Source organism: Bradyrhizobium sp. G127, assembly GCF_021502575.1.
Lineage (GTDB): Bacteria > Pseudomonadota > Alphaproteobacteria > Rhizobiales > Xanthobacteraceae > Afipia.
The window spans coordinates 1578914-1593281 of the sequence record NZ_JAKFGN010000001.1; the positions used below are offsets into that span (position 1 = coordinate 1578914).

At 57.3% G+C, this 14368-nt stretch carries 15 protein-coding genes, 1 tRNA gene and 1 pseudogene; 15 read left to right on the forward strand and 2 right to left on the reverse strand.

Annotated elements, in window-relative coordinates:
* The first annotated feature begins 76 nt into the window (after positions 1-76).
* From LVY71_RS07630 to LVY71_RS07660, 8 genes are all read left to right on the forward strand, one after another.
* Positions 77-685, forward strand: a complete 609-nt coding sequence (locus LVY71_RS07630) for a hypothetical protein (protein ID WP_235099199.1) — start codon at positions 77-79, stop codon at positions 683-685.
* A 201-nt stretch (positions 686-886) separates the two neighbouring features.
* Positions 887-1009 carry a hypothetical protein gene (locus LVY71_RS22865; RefSeq protein WP_283842511.1) on the forward strand — a complete coding sequence of 41 codons (123 nt, stop codon included), beginning with the start codon at positions 887-889 and terminating at the stop codon, positions 1007-1009.
* Between the two features lie 99 nt (positions 1010-1108).
* A complete protein-coding gene (locus LVY71_RS07635) occupies positions 1109-2671 on the forward strand; it encodes a 2-isopropylmalate synthase (RefSeq protein WP_235099200.1) in 1563 nt (520 codons plus the stop codon).
* Between the two features lie 194 nt (positions 2672-2865).
* Positions 2866-3867, forward strand: a complete 1002-nt coding sequence (locus LVY71_RS07640) for a TRAP transporter substrate-binding protein (RefSeq protein ID WP_235099201.1) — start codon at positions 2866-2868, stop codon at positions 3865-3867.
* A 124-nt stretch (positions 3868-3991) separates the two neighbouring features.
* Complete coding sequence (locus LVY71_RS07645; protein ID WP_235099202.1) at positions 3992-4603, forward strand: TRAP transporter small permease; 612 nt, start codon at positions 3992-3994, stop codon at positions 4601-4603.
* Positions 4600-5928, forward strand: coding sequence for a TRAP transporter large permease (locus tag LVY71_RS07650; protein WP_235099203.1), 1329 nt, complete (start codon positions 4600-4602; stop codon positions 5926-5928). The genes LVY71_RS07645 and LVY71_RS07650 overlap by 4 nt, the downstream gene beginning before the upstream one ends.
* Before the next feature lie 87 nt (positions 5929-6015).
* Complete coding sequence (locus tag LVY71_RS07655) at positions 6016-6609, forward strand: Spy/CpxP family protein refolding chaperone (RefSeq protein ID WP_235099204.1); 594 nt, start codon at positions 6016-6018, stop codon at positions 6607-6609.
* Between the two features lie 174 nt (positions 6610-6783).
* Positions 6784-6859 (forward strand) — tRNA-Lys (locus LVY71_RS07660).
* Positions 6860-7036: 177 nt separating this feature from the next.
* Here the strand turns inward: LVY71_RS07660 and LVY71_RS07665 are convergent.
* Positions 7037-7455, reverse strand: a pseudogene (locus tag LVY71_RS07665) (MOSC domain-containing protein); the annotation flags it as partial.
* Positions 7456-7646: 191 nt separating this feature from the next.
* Here LVY71_RS07665 and LVY71_RS07670 point away from each other — a divergent pair.
* From LVY71_RS07670 to LVY71_RS07700, 7 genes are all read left to right on the forward strand, one after another.
* Complete coding sequence (locus LVY71_RS07670) at positions 7647-8234, forward strand: helix-turn-helix domain-containing protein (protein WP_235099205.1); 588 nt, start codon at positions 7647-7649, stop codon at positions 8232-8234.
* Positions 8235-8544: 310 nt separating this feature from the next.
* A complete protein-coding gene (locus LVY71_RS07675; RefSeq protein WP_235099206.1) occupies positions 8545-9849 on the forward strand; it encodes an MFS transporter in 1305 nt (434 codons plus the stop codon).
* Between the two features lie 17 nt (positions 9850-9866).
* Positions 9867-10487, forward strand: a complete 621-nt coding sequence (locus LVY71_RS07680) for a DJ-1/PfpI family protein (RefSeq protein ID WP_235099207.1) — start codon at positions 9867-9869, stop codon at positions 10485-10487.
* Positions 10488-10490: 3 nt separating this feature from the next.
* The gene (locus tag LVY71_RS07685) at positions 10491-10904 is read left to right on the forward strand and encodes a Rid family detoxifying hydrolase (protein WP_235099208.1); all 414 of its coding nucleotides are present in this window, start codon (positions 10491-10493) and stop codon (positions 10902-10904) included.
* A gap of 4 nt (positions 10905-10908) precedes the next feature.
* Positions 10909-11493: an MOSC domain-containing protein gene (locus LVY71_RS07690; RefSeq protein WP_235099209.1), complete on the forward strand. Its 585-nt coding sequence runs from the start codon at positions 10909-10911 to the stop codon at positions 11491-11493.
* Complete coding sequence (locus LVY71_RS07695) at positions 11490-12431, forward strand: PDR/VanB family oxidoreductase (RefSeq protein ID WP_235099210.1); 942 nt, start codon at positions 11490-11492, stop codon at positions 12429-12431. Before LVY71_RS07690 ends, LVY71_RS07695 begins: the two co-directional genes overlap by 4 nt.
* Before the next feature lie 57 nt (positions 12432-12488).
* Positions 12489-12914: an organic hydroperoxide resistance protein gene (locus LVY71_RS07700; RefSeq protein WP_235099211.1), complete on the forward strand. Its 426-nt coding sequence runs from the start codon at positions 12489-12491 to the stop codon at positions 12912-12914.
* 395 nt (positions 12915-13309) lie between these two features.
* Here the strand turns inward: LVY71_RS07700 and LVY71_RS07705 are convergent, their stop codons facing one another.
* Positions 13310-14293 carry a zinc-dependent alcohol dehydrogenase family protein gene (locus tag LVY71_RS07705; protein WP_235100048.1) on the reverse strand — a complete coding sequence of 328 codons (984 nt, stop codon included), beginning with the start codon at positions 14291-14293 and terminating at the stop codon, positions 13310-13312.
* Between the last annotated feature and the right edge of the window lie 75 nt (positions 14294-14368).

Genomic DNA, 14368 nt, shown 5'->3' on the forward strand with positions numbered 1-14368 from the left:
TTCTCGCGCAATTCACAGGTCTTACATCGTCTGTTGCACCCGGGTTTTGCAGGAAATACAATGCAAGCGGGCGAGGATGGCGTTGTTGGGCAATCTGCGAGCATTTGGATTGTTGATTCTCTTGATCTGTCTCGGCGTCGCGTCGAGGCCGTCATATGCCCAATGGTGGAAGCTTTATACTCCGAAAGATTTTGAGGAGTGTTCCCAGAGCGCGGAGCAGCCTGGTCTATCGCAAGATGCCAAGGCGAAAATAATTTCCGAATGCGATTTCAAGTTCACAGGCCGCCGCAAAGCGGGTGGCGGCTACACGTATTTTGATTTCACGCAAAATCGTCACTTTGACATTGCCGGTCCAAATCCGACGCAGCAAGAATTGAAGCGGATGGATCAAGAGTATCTGACCTATCTGGAAACCAGCCGGGAAACTTCCATCGATGCCGTGGACGCAGGGCAGGCGATCGCCGCGATCAACAGTCAAATCAGACCAATCACTGATCAAAAGACGGCTGAATCAAAAGCCCCGGCAAAACAGCCTGTTGCCGGTCGCGTAGGCGGTCGTAAAAGCGCAGTCTGCAAAAACGATGCTTTGGCCTGCGGATGGAAGAAAATCACGACGACTGTGCGGGATCTGCGGCAGGCTCTGCTAGGCCCCGATGGCAGGTTACGCGCCCAACCGAAACTTTAGGTTCCCCCGCCCGTTTCCAGCAGGGCCAACAGTAAGAATATATGCCCGTCCAGGGGGCTTGATCCGCCATAGGGCAGGCCTCCTGACCAATCTTTGGCATTGCGGGGCCTTGCATTTGTCGTCTAGAACGGCCCCACGAGGCGCGTCGGCAACCATCCGTCAACGGTTTGGGCTGATCATGCGCTTTTCGGGGAATGGATGATGATTCGCGGCGACATTCAGGGACAGCAGGAAACGGCGGCGCAAGCTGCTGGTTTCGATGCGATTCCGGATGCTTTCACATCCTCCCTTCTTGGCGGGCTTCTGCTTCTTATCTGCCCCTGAGGGCCGTCTGGGCATTTGCGCCTGGGCACTCAGGGGTTCGAGGACAGCACCGAAACCCGAGCGCCCTGAAGCGGCGCACTTGACCGAAGGATGATCCCGATGACCAGCCAAACCCAGTCCGACAAGGACCGCGTCGTCATATTCGACACCACCCTGCGCGACGGCGAACAATGCCCAGGCGCGACTATGACCTTCGAGGAAAAGCTTGAAGTCGCCCATCTGCTCGACACCATGGGCGTCGACATCATCGAGGCCGGTTTCCCGATTGCGTCCGACGGCGACTTCGAAGCCGTCCGCGAAATCGCCAAACGTACCAAAAACGCGGTGGTCTGCGGTCTGTCGCGGGCCGCTCACAAGGACATCGACCGCTGCGCCGAAGCGATCCGCCCGGCGAAGCGCGGCCGCATCCACACCTTCCTGTCCACCTCGCCGGTGCACATGAAGTACAAGCTGCAGATGGAGCCGGAGGCGGTGCATGATCTGGTGATCTCGCAGGTCACCCGCGCGCGCAACCACACCGACGACGTCGAATGGTCGTCGGAGGACGGCACCCGCACCGAGTTCGATTTCCTGTGCCGCTGCGTGGAATCGGCCATCAAGGCCGGCGCCACCACCATCAACATCCCGGACACTGTGGGTTACAGCGTGCCGGAAGAATATTACGACCTCTTCAAGCGCGTGCGCGAGAACGTGCCGAACGCCGACAAGGCCGTGTTCTCCGTTCATTGCCACAATGACCTCGGCATGGCGGTTGCGAACTCGCTGGCTGGCGTGCGCGCGGGTGCGCGGCAGATCGAGTGCACCATCAACGGCATCGGCGAGCGCGCGGGCAATGCCGCGCTGGAAGAAGTCGTGATGGCGATGAAGGTGCGCAACGACAAGCTGCCGTACTGGAACAAGATCGACACCACGATGCTGACGCGGGCGTCGAAGGTTGTGGCTGCGGCGACCTCCTTCCCGGTGCAGTACAACAAGGCCATTGTCGGCCGCAACGCATTCGCGCACGAGAGCGGCATCCATCAGGACGGCATGCTCAAGAACGCGCAGACCTATGAGATCATGCTGCCGGAAACGGTCGGCGTGAAGCAGACCTCGCTGGTGATGGGCAAGCATTCCGGCCGTCACGCCTTCATCCACAAGCTGGAGGAGATGGGCTACAAGCTCGCGCAGAACCAGTTGGAAGACGCCTTCGTGCGCTTCAAGGCGCTGGCCGACCGCAAGAAGGATATTTACGACGAGGACATCGAGGCGCTGGTCGATCAGGAGATTGCCCATTCGCACGACCGGATTCATCTGGTGTCGCTCACGGTGATTGCCGGAACCCACGGCCCGCAGCGGGCGACCATGAAGCTTGATATCGACGGCCAGGTCCGCATTGAGGAAGCCGAGGGCAACGGTCCGGTGGATGCGACGTTCAACTGCATCAAGTCATTGGTGCCGAACGAAGCGAAGCTGGAGCTCTATCAGGTCCACGCTGTCACGGCGGGTACCGACGCGCAGGCTGAGGTTTCGGTGCGGCTGTCACAGGACGGCCGTTCGGTCACGGCGCGGGCGGCCGATCCCGATACGCTGGTGGCGTCGGCCAAGGCGTATCTTAGTGCTCTGAACAAGATCGTCATGAAGAAGCAGCGCGACATGCCAGTGGCCGCCGCCGGTCACTGATTGCTTCTGCATCTGTCGTCAGCCAGAGCGCGGCGCACCTTCTGGTGTGTCGCGTTTTGCGTTGCAGCAATCGTGGTGCTGCAACCCCTGCTAACGCTCAATGGTCTTGACCGCGCAGTTCTGCGATGATCCGGTCTGGTCAGGAATGCGGAGCCCTCATTACTGCGGCTCCCAACAATATTTCGGGAGGAAACATGAAAAAATTCATTCTGGCTGCGGCCTCGGTTGCGGCGTTCGCGCTGGTCGGTCCTGCGACGGCTCAGTCGCCGATCGTCATCAAGTTCAGCCATGTCGTCGCGCCGAATACACCGAAGGGGCAGGGTGCCGACAAGTTCAAAGAACTCGCCGAGAAATACACCAACGGCAAGGTGAAGGTTGAGGTCTATCCGAACTCGCAACTCTACAAGGATAAGGAAGAGGTCGAAGCGCTTCAGCTCGGTGCCGTGCAGATGCTGGCTCCGTCGCTGGCCAAGTTCGGTCCGCTGGGCGTCAAGGAGTTCGAGGTGTTCGATCTGCCCTTCATCCTTCCGGACAAGGCAGCGCTTGGCCGCGTCACCAAGGGGCCGATCGGCCAAAGCCTTCTCGCGAAACTTGAACCGAAGGGGATCAAGGGCCTCGCCTATTGGGACAACGGCTTCAAGATCATGTCGTCCAACAAGCCGATGCACAAGGTCGCCGACTTCCAGGGCCTGAAGATGCGCATTCAGTCGTCCAAGGTGCTGGAAGCCGAGATGCGCGCGCTCGGCGCGATTCCGCAGGTGCTGGCGTTCTCCGAAGTCTATCAGGCGATGCAGACCGGCGTCGTCGACGGCAACGAGAATACGCCGTCGAACTGCTACACCCAGAAGATGCATGAAGTGCAGAAGCACATGACCATCTCTAACCACGGTTACATCGGCTACGCGGTGATCGTGAACAAGAAGTTCTGGGACGGTCTGCCAGCGGACGTGAGGCCGCAGGTTGAAAAAGCGATGGCCGAGGCGACCGAATTTGCCAACAGCATTTCGCAGAAGGAAAACGACGACGCCATCGTGGCCATGAAGAAGGCCGGCACCACGACCTTCTATGAATTGACCCCCGCTGAGAAAGCCGAATGGGTGAAGGCGCTCGAGCCGGTGACGCAGGACATGGCGTCGCGGGTCGGCAAGGACCTGATCGCGGCGTTTCAGAAGGAAGCCAACGCCAAGACCAACTGAAACGGTCTGGTGAGAAGATCATGAGTGGTCCGGATCGTTCCGGACCACTTTCGTCTGGTAGGATCAAGCCGGGCGTCAACTGAATAGCGAACCGCGCAAAACGCGGCCGGGGTGGGGACGGGACTTGAAATTATTTTTGCGCATCCTCGATCGTCTCGAGGAAACCCTGATAGCGACGCTGATCGCCGCGGCGACGATCGTGATTTTCATCGCGGTCGCTCATCGCTACACGACCGACTTTGTCGTGACCCATCGCACCTGGCCCGGCGCGCCGCAGATTTACACATTCCTCGCCGGCATTCATCTGTCCTGGGCGCAGGAGCTTTGCATCTACATGTTCGTGTGGATGGCGAAATTCGGCGCGGCCTATGGCGTGCGCACCGGCATCCATGTTGGTGTCGACGTTCTGGTCCTGGCGCTGAGCGAGCGCTGGCGCAGGGCGACGATCCTGTTCGGTCTGCTCTGTGGCGCGCTGTTCACCGGAATTATCGGCACCATGGGCGCGAGTTTCGTGATCGGTCTTTCGGCGACCGATCAGACATCGCCCGATCTCGAACTGCCAAGCTGGATTGTTTACCTCTGCATTCCGCTCGGCTCCTACTTGATGTGTTTTCGGTTTCTCCAGGTCGCCTGGGCTTACTGGAGAACCGGCGACCTGCCGCACCACGATCACACGCATGTTGAGGGCATCGAAGTCGATACTGCGGTTGGCCCGACGCCGGAGGGCGTTCGATGACAACCCTGTTTATCTTCGCCCTTCTCATCGCGCTCATGCTGACCGGTATGCCGATCTCGATCGCGCTCGGCCTTACCGTGCTAACGTTTCTCTTCTTCCTCACGCAGGTTCCGATCGAGGCGGTGGCGCTGAAGCTGTTCACCGGCATCGAGAACTTCGAGATCATGGCGATCCCGTTCTTCATTCTCGCCGGGAATTTCCTGACCCACGGCGGCGTCGCCAAACGCATGATCAATTTCGCGACCTCGATGGTTGGCCACTGGTACGGCGGATTGGGCCTCGCCGGCGTCATGGCCTGTGCACTGTTCGCGGCGATCTCCGGCTCGTCGCCGGCGACCGTGATCGCCATCGGCTCTATCCTGCTTCCGGCGATGGTGGCGCAGGGATTTCCGAAGCGGTTCGGCGCGGGCGTCATCACCACATCCGGTGCGCTCGGCATCCTGATTCCGCCTTCCATCGTGATGGTGATCTATGCGGTAGCAACCGGAGGCAGCGTGGCGCTGGGCCCGGGCGGCGAACGCGTGACGTCGGCATCGGTCGGCCAGTTGTTCATGGCGGGCGTCATTCCCGGCATCATGCTGGCGACACTGCTTGGCCTGACCACGGTCTACCGTGCATGGAAGTTCGACTATCCGCGCCTGCCGCGTGCGTCGTGGGGCGAGCGCTTCAGGGCGTTCCGCGAGTGCATCTGGGGTCTGCTGCTGATCGTTATCGTGCTGGGCGGGATCTATCGCGGCTTGTTCACGCCGACTGAAGCCGCCGCCATGAGCGCGGTCTATGCGTTCTTCATCGCGGTGTTCGTCTACAAGGATCTGACGCTGAAGGATGTGCCGCGCGTGCTGCTCGGATCAGCCAGCATGAGCGCGATGATTCTCTACATCATCACCAATGCGGTGCTGTTCTCGTTCCTGATGACCAGCGAGCAGATCCCGCAGCAACTGACGGCGTGGATGCTGGACAAGGGCGTCAACTGGGTCACGTTCCTGATCTTCGTCAACGTCCTGCTGCTGATAGCGGGTAATGTGATGGAAGCAAGCTCGATCGTGCTCATCACGGCGCCGATCCTGTTTCCGATCGCTGTGAAGCTCGGCATCCACCCGGTACATCTCGGCATCCTGATGGTGGTCAACATGGAAGTGGGCATGTGCCATCCGCCGGTGGGGCTCAATCTTTATGTCGCCTCCGGTATTGCCAAGATGGGAATCACAGAACTCACCATCGCGGTGTGGCCGTGGTTGCTGACCATGCTGATCTTCCTTGGCGTCGTCACGTTTGTGCCTGAGATTTCGCTCTGGCTGCCGCGCACACTGGGCATGCTGTATTAATGAGCGTTCACCTAGGTTTCCAAACCTTAAGTTGAAAGCGCTGCGCGGACTGGCATCTTCGCGGGAGTTTCATCTCGGAGATGCCCCATGAAGAAAGCCATCCTCGCCGGCGTTGCGGCGGTTGCCATCCTCGGTTCGACTGCCGTGTATGCGCAGCATCGTTACCATCAACATCACCGCATGAGCACGGAAGACCGTGCGGCTTTCGTCGACGCGAAGATCGCCGCCGTGAAGGCCGGTCTGCAACTGACACCCGATCAGGAAAAACTGTGGCCGCCGGTTGAGGCTGCAGTGCGCGATTTCGCCAAACAGCGCATCGCGCAGGCCAATGCCCGCGCCAGCGAGCGCGACGCGCGGCGCGCCGAGCGAGACCAGAAGGGGTCCCAGGATCGCGTCCCGGGCGACAAGGCGGCAGCCGACCAGAATCGCGATCCGGTGGCACGTCTGCGTGACCGCGCCGACCGGATGGCGGAAACCGCCGCCGGTCTGAAGAAGATCGCCGATGCGGCTGACCCCCTCTACAAGACCCTCGACGATGGCCAGAAGCGCCGTTTGACCACGCTGACCCGCATGGGCGGGCACCACGGCTGGCGTGGCCGCGGCTTGGACCGCGACATGGACGGCGACCGATTCGACCGGGATCGCGGTCATGGCCGGCACGGCGGCTCCGAGCGCCTCTAAGCCTCGGCGCAAGCCCTGGAAACGGCAAAACCGCCGGAAGTCCGGCGGTTTTTGGCATCCGGAGCAGGGGCGATTCCAGAGCCCATGAGGCCGGGAAAACCTGCCCGCATTGCTGGACATGGCCCTTTCGCTTTGCTAAACGACGCCGTCCTCAACGGACATCCGGTTGGATCCGGGCGCATAGCTCAGTTGGTAGAGCAGCTGACTCTTAATCAGCGGGTCCCAGGTTCGAGCCCTGGTGCGCCCACCACCCGTTCTCTCCAAACCGCCAATCTCAAAGTAGATTTGAAAAGGCCGTTTCTGACGCATTTATTGCGCCTAAAACGTATGTGTTTGGTCTCAGCGGAGATAGGCTGGAAGCAATGGCCAATTTTGATCCCCGGTATCTGGCAGCCGAGACAGCGAATAACTGCGCATCACTGCTGGCGTGCGCGACCAGCAACGCGGCCATACGCGGCTCTTTCATGCGGATCCCAACGCGGTAGCAAGTGACCCGCGGGCTGTGTGACCTCGAATAGAGCTTTACCAATCCGGTAGCGATCGCCGATGCACACGTCTGGGTCAGACAGGCCCGCGACTGCAAAGTTCTCCCGAACTGCCCGTAAGTGAACTCCTCTCGACCGAATCCGCGCTGCCAATAGTTGTAGGACTCGATTCGATAAACGAAAACGGCCTGATGCTCTCCCCCATGTCCAGCCAAGTCGCCTTGGCCATCGCCATCGATATTAAGCCGCCGGACCATTCGGGGCCGCTGACCGGATTCTTCCAAACACTGGTAAAGACGGTTCTGCCTTCCCACACCATATTTTGTGGCGTCCCAACATTCACCGACAACAGTGACGTCATCTGTCTTCTCGAGAAAAGATCTTGGGCCCGGATGGTGTGAAAAGACTTGCCGCATCTTGAACCGAAGCCACGGCGCGGCACGGGCCTGTGCCCGTAACTTGGGTTACGACGGGCTGGCTCGTTTTCAGTATGCTTGAGACAGGCCCCCAAGGCGGCTAAAATCAAAGCAACTTGCGGAGGAATTCTCAGCTTTGACACTCGAACAATCTACCGACAGTTCACAACTTTCGATCCTGGCGGAAGAGCTTCGTCATTTTCGCAGGAAGAACAGCTTCTCCCTGGAGATGCTGGCCGAGGCATCCGGGGTGAGCCGCTCGATGATATCTAAAATCGAACGATGCGAGGCGGTTCCTTCGACTGTGGTTCTGTCGAAGCTTGCCGAAGCTTTAGGGGTGACTTTTTCGAAGTTGATGGCGCCGGCCGTTGAAAGAGAGATAGTTCATATCCCCGCGGCGCGGCAGCCTGTACTTCGCGATGAGGAATCAGGCTTCTTACGACGATGCATTTCGCCGGTTTTGCCAGGCAGGGGAATAGACTGGGTACTCAATACGCTTCCCGCAAATGCTGAGACCGGGAATTTTGTCGCCCATCGGCGAGGCGTTGAGGAGTACATTTTCGTTCTCCGTGGTCGTATGCGCGTCGCCATCGGCGAAGAACGTGTGACGCTAAATCAGGGTGACTCGCTATATTTTCAGGCAGATGCTGACCATTCGTTCTTAAACCTCGGCAAAACGCCGTGTGAATACTTTCTCGTCATAGACACGTCGAAGGTAAGATAATCCTCCACTTGTAGTGGAAAATCATCCCCTAAAGTAGCAGGAATCGGCGGGCTCGTCCTTGTTCAACCCCGGACGGAGCCCTGCCACGGCTATGATTAAGCTTGGGGATTCCTAAAAATCAAAAACACTGCTCGGCCAAATTGCAGGTATTTCAGGCGCTTCAAGCGTAGAAAATAATCAATCCTGCATTCAGCATCGTTTGTCGGCCATTCTTGCCCCGGAAATTGCGGCACACTGTTTGCATCCACTCTAATGGAAAAGCTTCCTCTGAAGGGGAATGTGTCCCCTGGCTTTTGAACAGGAGTTGGAAATGAGCATCGCTGCGACCATGTCTGACACGCGAACGGCCGGCTCAAAAATGCGTTCGATCGTATTTGCGAGTAGCGTCGGCACTATTATCGAGTGGTACGATTTTCTGATCTATGCGACCGCGGCGGCGCTCGTATTCAACAAGGCTTTCTTTCCAACGATTGATCCACTGGCCGGGACGTTGGCGGCGCTCGGCACTTATGCGGTCGGCTTTCTCGCGCGACCTCTCGGTGGAGCGTTGTTTGGACATTTTGGCGACCGCCTCGGACGCAAGTCGATGCTGGTCTGGACCATGTTTATCATGGGGCTGAGCACCTTCTGCATTGGTCTGCTGCCGAATTATGCGTCGATTGGCGTGCTCGCGCCCATTCTTCTCATTCTGTTGCGCATTATCCAAGGCATTGGCCTCGGGGGCGAATGGGGCGGCGCCTCATTGATGGTTATCGAGCATGCGCCGGCCGATAAACGCGGCTTCTACGGGAGCTTTGTCCAGATCGGATTTCCCATTGGACTGGTGCTTGCAACTTTGGTCTTTGCTCTTGCGACCAAACTTCCGGAAGCCGAGTTCCAGGCGTGGGGATGGCGCGTTCCGTTCCTGGCCAGCATTGTTCTGTTGGCGCTTGGTACATTCATTCGATCCAGAATCCCCGAGACCCCGGTTTTCGAGAAAATGAAGGCCACCGACTCCTTTTCAAATAATCCGGTGGGAGAGGTTGTCGGCAAGAACTTTAAGACATTCCTGATCGCCGTTGGCCTGAAGCTGTCGGAAGTTTCCTGGGTCTACATGCTGACGGTTTTCGTGGTTGTCTACGCGACAACAAAGCTGTCCCTGCCGAAACAATTACTGCTCGATGCCGTCATGTACGCGGCATTGTTCGAATTGATCACGTTGCCCCTGTTCGGCTGGTTGTCAGACAAGATCGGTCGCCGCCCGCTCTTTATTCTGGGCGCAATCTTCACGATGGCCTTTGCGTTTCCTCTGTTCTGGATGCTCGAGACAAAAAGCGTTGCTATGGTGACGACCGCAATCATCATCGCGATGAATTTCGGCCACGGCATGATGTTTGGATTGGAATCGACCTATTTCCCCGAATTGTTCGGTCCGCGCGTACGCTATAGCGGCGCTTCGTTCGGATTTCAGGTCGCTGCGGCGATTGGCGGTGGCTTCTCCCCAATCATTGCGACCGCGCTTGTAGGCTATTTTGGTGGCACGACAGGTGTTTCGGTCATGATGATCGGTATTGCACTTATCACACTTTGGGCCGCGCTTGCAGCACGCGAAACCAAGCACGAAGCGCTCGGCTAGCAATAGATGGGTTCAACATGTTGTTTGGAATATTCATCTACGACGGTGTTGAACCGATCGATCTCGCGACGTTCGGCGTGCTCTCCATGGCACGCCGAATCGCGCCTCATATCGGGGTCTGCACAATCGCTCCGAAAGCAGGGATCGTGCGGTTGGCAAACGGTCTTGATGTAGTCGCGCAATTTGGAATAGACGAAGCACCGTCGTGCGACATTGTCATCGTCACCGGGGGACCGGGTTGGGAGGCGCAATCGAATTCACCAGCCACGCTGGACTACATTCGCTGCGTTCACGCGTCGGGCCGAGTCGCTTCAGTATGCACAGGAGCGATGATTCTTGCGGCAAGTGGTGTCCTGGACGATGGTGCAGCAACGACGAAGCGCGCCGTCGTTCCACCTGAGACATCGCCACTAACCCGTATGCGAGACAAGTTCCCGTCCGTTGACGTGCGCGAAGTTCCTATTGTCGACGCGGGTGCGGTTGTAACGGGTGGGGGCGTTTCCCTTTGCATCGATACCACGCTCTATATCATCGCGAAAATGTTGGGCGACGGCGTTGCAGATGAAACCGCGCGAATTATCGAATATCAACGATCGCGAGCCGCGAATCTGAATCTTCAGGAATTTCTTGCGGGATAGATCATGAGTTCAAGAACGGAGAAGAATATGACTACGAGACATCTCGTCGTGACCGACAATGCTGCTCCGGCGGCAGGCCCGTACTCGCAGGCTACACGAACTGAAGAGTTCGTGTTTGCGTCTGGGCAACTGCCGATTGATCCAAAATCAGGATTGATCCCCGAGGGAATTGAGGCCCAGACGCGACAGTCTCTCGCCAACTTGGGCGCCGTCCTTAAGGCCGGCGGGGCATCATTTGCCAGCGTTGTCAAAACAACTGTGTTTCTCAAGAATATGAGTGATTTTGCTGTGATGAACGGAATTTATGCAGAGTCGTTTAGCGCTTCCCCGCCAGCTCGCTCAACAATCGAAGTTGCACGGCTGCCGAAAGATGCGCTTGTTGAGGTCGAGGCGATTGCACTGCGCGAAAAAGAGTAGCGTCATGAATATTCATTCAAGTAGGTCCGCGCCCCCCAAAATGGTGGAAGCATTTGAGCATCCAGCGGGCTCAGCCGCTGTTGAAAGGTTCGGCGGTGCAACCGGCTGGCGCGGCAGACTTTTGCACATTCATGTCGCACCCAGTGCGAGTTACGAGATGGAAGAATTGCAAGAGGCGAAATGTGTCGCGGGACGAGGCATTGTTGGAGACCGCTATTTCGACGGCAAGGGAACGTATTCGCCGAAGCCGGACGTACGAGAGGTGACACTCATTGAACAGGAAGCGCTTGATGCACTTTCTCGCAACGATCCGCCTCTGCAGGACGGGCCCATCAATCTGGAGCCGCGAGATCACCGCAGAAACTTGACGGTGATAGGTGTTCCGCTGAATCATTTGGTCGGGCGCCGGTTCAGGGTAGGCGAGGTTATCTTGAGAGGTGGCAGATTGAATTTTCCCTGCAAGTATCTGGAAGAGCTGCTTGGATTGCAGCTATTTCTTCCCCTCTATAATCGCTCGGGGCTCAATTGCGGCATTGAGATCGGCGGTATCATTCGTCCTGGTGATGCGATCGAGTTGCTAGAATCATGACCGCACGGATCATTATGAAGATGAGGGTCGCGGCGAGTCGCTTGGTTGCGCCTGATGTCGTGCATTTACGGCTTGTTCATCCGCTCCGGTCCGTGCTTCCGAAGTGGTCGGCCGGCGCTCATGTCGATGTACGCATGCCGGACGGCCGGGTGCGGCAGTATTCTCTTTGTGGCGATTCCACAGACCAGTCCAGTTATGAGATCGCTGTTAAGCGTGAAGCAGCCGGGCGAGGCGGCTCAATCTGGGTTCATGAGAACATCCGAGATGGGAGCGAGATTCATGTCTCGGCGCCCAGGAATAACCTGCCTCTGATTGGAGGTGGCGAAGAATATATTCTAATCGCAGGTGGGATCGGAATTACGCCACTCATATCGATGGCGCGAACGTTGAAGCGTGAAGGACGACGCTTTACTCTCCACTATTGTGCAAAGTCGGCGGCCCATACCCCGTTTCTGCCCGAGCTTAGCGACGTCTGCGGACAGAATCTGAAATGTTGGTTCTCCGAGAGCGGACAGCGCTTCACAACAGACATGATAGGTCCATACGGTGCGAACAAGCACGTCTATATTTGCGGCCCGCAACGTCTTCTTGACGCGATACAATCGTTCCTCGCTGATTGGCCGGAAGATCATATCCACAGTGAGGTCTTCCAAATGACCGTGGACGAAAATTTTAAGCCGGAGCCTTTTGAGGCGAAGATCGTCTCTACGGGGCAAACCCTACTTGTGCCTGCAGATAAATCTCTGCTCGATGTATTACGAGAGAATGAATTTGCACTGCCATCGTCGTGTGAAATGGGCGTTTGCGGCTCTTGCGAATGTGGTTACAGGGATGGAATCGTCATCCATCGCGACAAGGTCCTTCCAACGTCGAAGCGCCAGGACCGCATGATGCTGTGCGTATCGCGGGCGCGTGTCGGAATCACCCTGGAGCTGTAAGTAAACGAGAAGTCTTTGGTGCCAGCCCGCGTACGACTACGTTAAGAGGAGTTAACAATGGAGGATCTGTACAAAACAAAAGTAACTGCAACCGGTGGTCGACATGGTGAAGTCCACAGTGACGATGGAATTTTAAATCTTAAACTCGCTCTCCCAAAAAGTCTTGGAGGTCCGGGCGGCGCAACCAATCCCGAGCAGCTGTTTGCGGCAGGCTATTCGGCATGTTTCGAGAATGCTGTCTTGCGAGCAGCACGAGAGGCGGGACACAGGTTCGCTGACGACGAAGTCGAGGTCGTCGCCGAGGTTGGTATCAGCCGAAATGAGCAGCAGGTTTTTGTTCTAAGCGCATCACTATTTGTCACTATGTCGGGCGTCGACGAAGCAAACGCGAAGCTGTACGTGAAGCGCGGTCATGAGCTTTGTCCTTACTCCAACGCAATTCGCGGTAACGTTGATGTCAAGATAACGACTAGCGTTAGGTGAGCTTTCGCCTGCTGCGTCTGGAGCGGCCTAAATTAGCCGCACGTTCTGTAATGTTCGATCGCGCATTATTATCTACGGGGGCCGTGCTTCCATTTATCCGGCTACGAAGTGACTTGCTCCAGTGAGAAAGATCTTGAACTTGTACTGTTGTTATCCCTGGGTGGCTAATTTCTGCAGGGCGTCGCTCTCCGCACGCTGAGCGTTGCTCTTGTGGTCGCATTGACGTCGTACGGATCGATTTTCTTCGGACTTGCGGCATCGCTCGCAATCCTCGGCGAGCATCTGACCGCGCAGGACGTTATTGCGGGAGCCTTTCTTGTAGCCGCTCTCGGCCTTTCTCTCGTGCAGAGCACTAGTCCAGAAATGCCTGTTCATCAGGAACTTTTTGCGCGCGTTTAATTCGAAGTATTGACGACGATCTTGCCGGTCGCTGCGTGAGTTCTTACTGCCTCGTACGCATCTGCGACGGTTGCGAGCGTGAAGTTTCGCGGATCAACGAGAGGTGTAAGTCTTCCAGATTCCGCAAGAAGCGTTGCCTCGCGCATGATCTCTCCATGGTGTGCACGTCCTACGCCCGTCAGCATAGGTAGCAAAGTGAATACGCCTGAATACGTCGCGGCTCGGAACGAGAGTGGGGCGAGCGAATGTGTCCCCCAGCCGATGCAACTCACGACATGGCCAAAGCGATGGACGGCATTAAACGATGCATCGAGCGTTCCGCTGCCGACGGTGTCATAAACGATATCGAAGCCCGCACCATCTGTGAATTTGGTTACATAGTCCTCGACTGACTTGGCGCGGTAGTCGATTGGTGTCGCTCCGAGCTGAGCGATGAAGTCCTGACTTGCAGCGGACCCAGTCGCGAACACCTCCGCGCCAACTGCGCGCGCAATTTGAATCGCGACGTGGCCAACCCCTCCCGCCCCGCCATGGATAAGTACCTTTTGCCCGGCGCGAACATTGGCTCGATCAACCAATCCCTCCCACGCCGTGATGAAGATAAGTGGAAGCGCGGCAGCTTCACGCATCGAAAGATTTGCCGGTTTGAGTGCGAGCAAATCTTCATTCACTGCTGCATACTCTGCGAGCGAACCTTGGAGGCCTCCTACGCCGCCGGTCATTCCATAAACTTCATCTCCAACCCGAAATGTGGTCACACCGGAACCGACTGCTTCAACGACGCCCGCCAAGTCTATTCCCAGAATCGCGGGAAATGGTTGTCGAGCATGGGCCGCTTGCCCTGCGTGGATTTTAATATCGAGTGGATTGACAGCACTACCCTTGATCCGGACGAGAACCTGGGCGGGTCCCGGTTTCGGGCGGGATACCTGTTCCACGCGAAACGGCGTGCTATGCGCATCTAGAACCGCCGCCTGCATCAAATTTGCCGCCATGGCCTAAGCCTTCCTTTGTTGAAATGCCTAGGTGGGCCCAAGAAACTTGTTTGGATATAG

Excerpts from the sequence above, each read along its gene's own strand:
- LVY71_RS07630 (WP_235099199.1), top strand. The coding sequence starts at position 77 with ATGGCGTTGTTGGGCAATCTGCGAGCATTTGGATTGTTGATTCTCTTG.
- LVY71_RS22865 (WP_283842511.1), top strand. The coding sequence starts at position 887 with ATGATTCGCGGCGACATTCAGGGACAGCAGGAAACGGCGGCGCAAGCT.
- LVY71_RS07635 (WP_235099200.1), top strand. The coding sequence starts at position 1,109 with ATGACCAGCCAAACCCAGTCCGACAAGGACCGCGTCGTCATATTCGAC.
- LVY71_RS07640 (WP_235099201.1), top strand. The coding sequence starts at position 2,866 with ATGAAAAAATTCATTCTGGCTGCGGCCTCGGTTGCGGCGTTCGCGCTG.
- LVY71_RS07650 (WP_235099203.1), top strand. The coding sequence starts at position 4,600 with ATGACAACCCTGTTTATCTTCGCCCTTCTCATCGCGCTCATGCTGACC.
- LVY71_RS07655 (WP_235099204.1), top strand. The coding sequence starts at position 6,016 with ATGAAGAAAGCCATCCTCGCCGGCGTTGCGGCGGTTGCCATCCTCGGT.
- LVY71_RS07675 (WP_235099206.1), top strand. The coding sequence starts at position 8,545 with ATGAGCATCGCTGCGACCATGTCTGACACGCGAACGGCCGGCTCAAAA.
- LVY71_RS07680 (WP_235099207.1), top strand. The coding sequence starts at position 9,867 with ATGTTGTTTGGAATATTCATCTACGACGGTGTTGAACCGATCGATCTC.
- LVY71_RS07685 (WP_235099208.1), top strand. The coding sequence starts at position 10,491 with ATGAGTTCAAGAACGGAGAAGAATATGACTACGAGACATCTCGTCGTG.
- LVY71_RS07690 (WP_235099209.1), top strand. The coding sequence starts at position 10,909 with ATGAATATTCATTCAAGTAGGTCCGCGCCCCCCAAAATGGTGGAAGCA.
- LVY71_RS07695 (WP_235099210.1), top strand. The coding sequence starts at position 11,490 with ATGACCGCACGGATCATTATGAAGATGAGGGTCGCGGCGAGTCGCTTG.
- LVY71_RS07700 (WP_235099211.1), top strand. The coding sequence starts at position 12,489 with ATGGAGGATCTGTACAAAACAAAAGTAACTGCAACCGGTGGTCGACAT.
- LVY71_RS07705 (WP_235100048.1), bottom strand. The coding sequence starts at position 14,293 with ATGCAGGCGGCGGTTCTAGATGCGCATAGCACGCCGTTTCGCGTGGAA.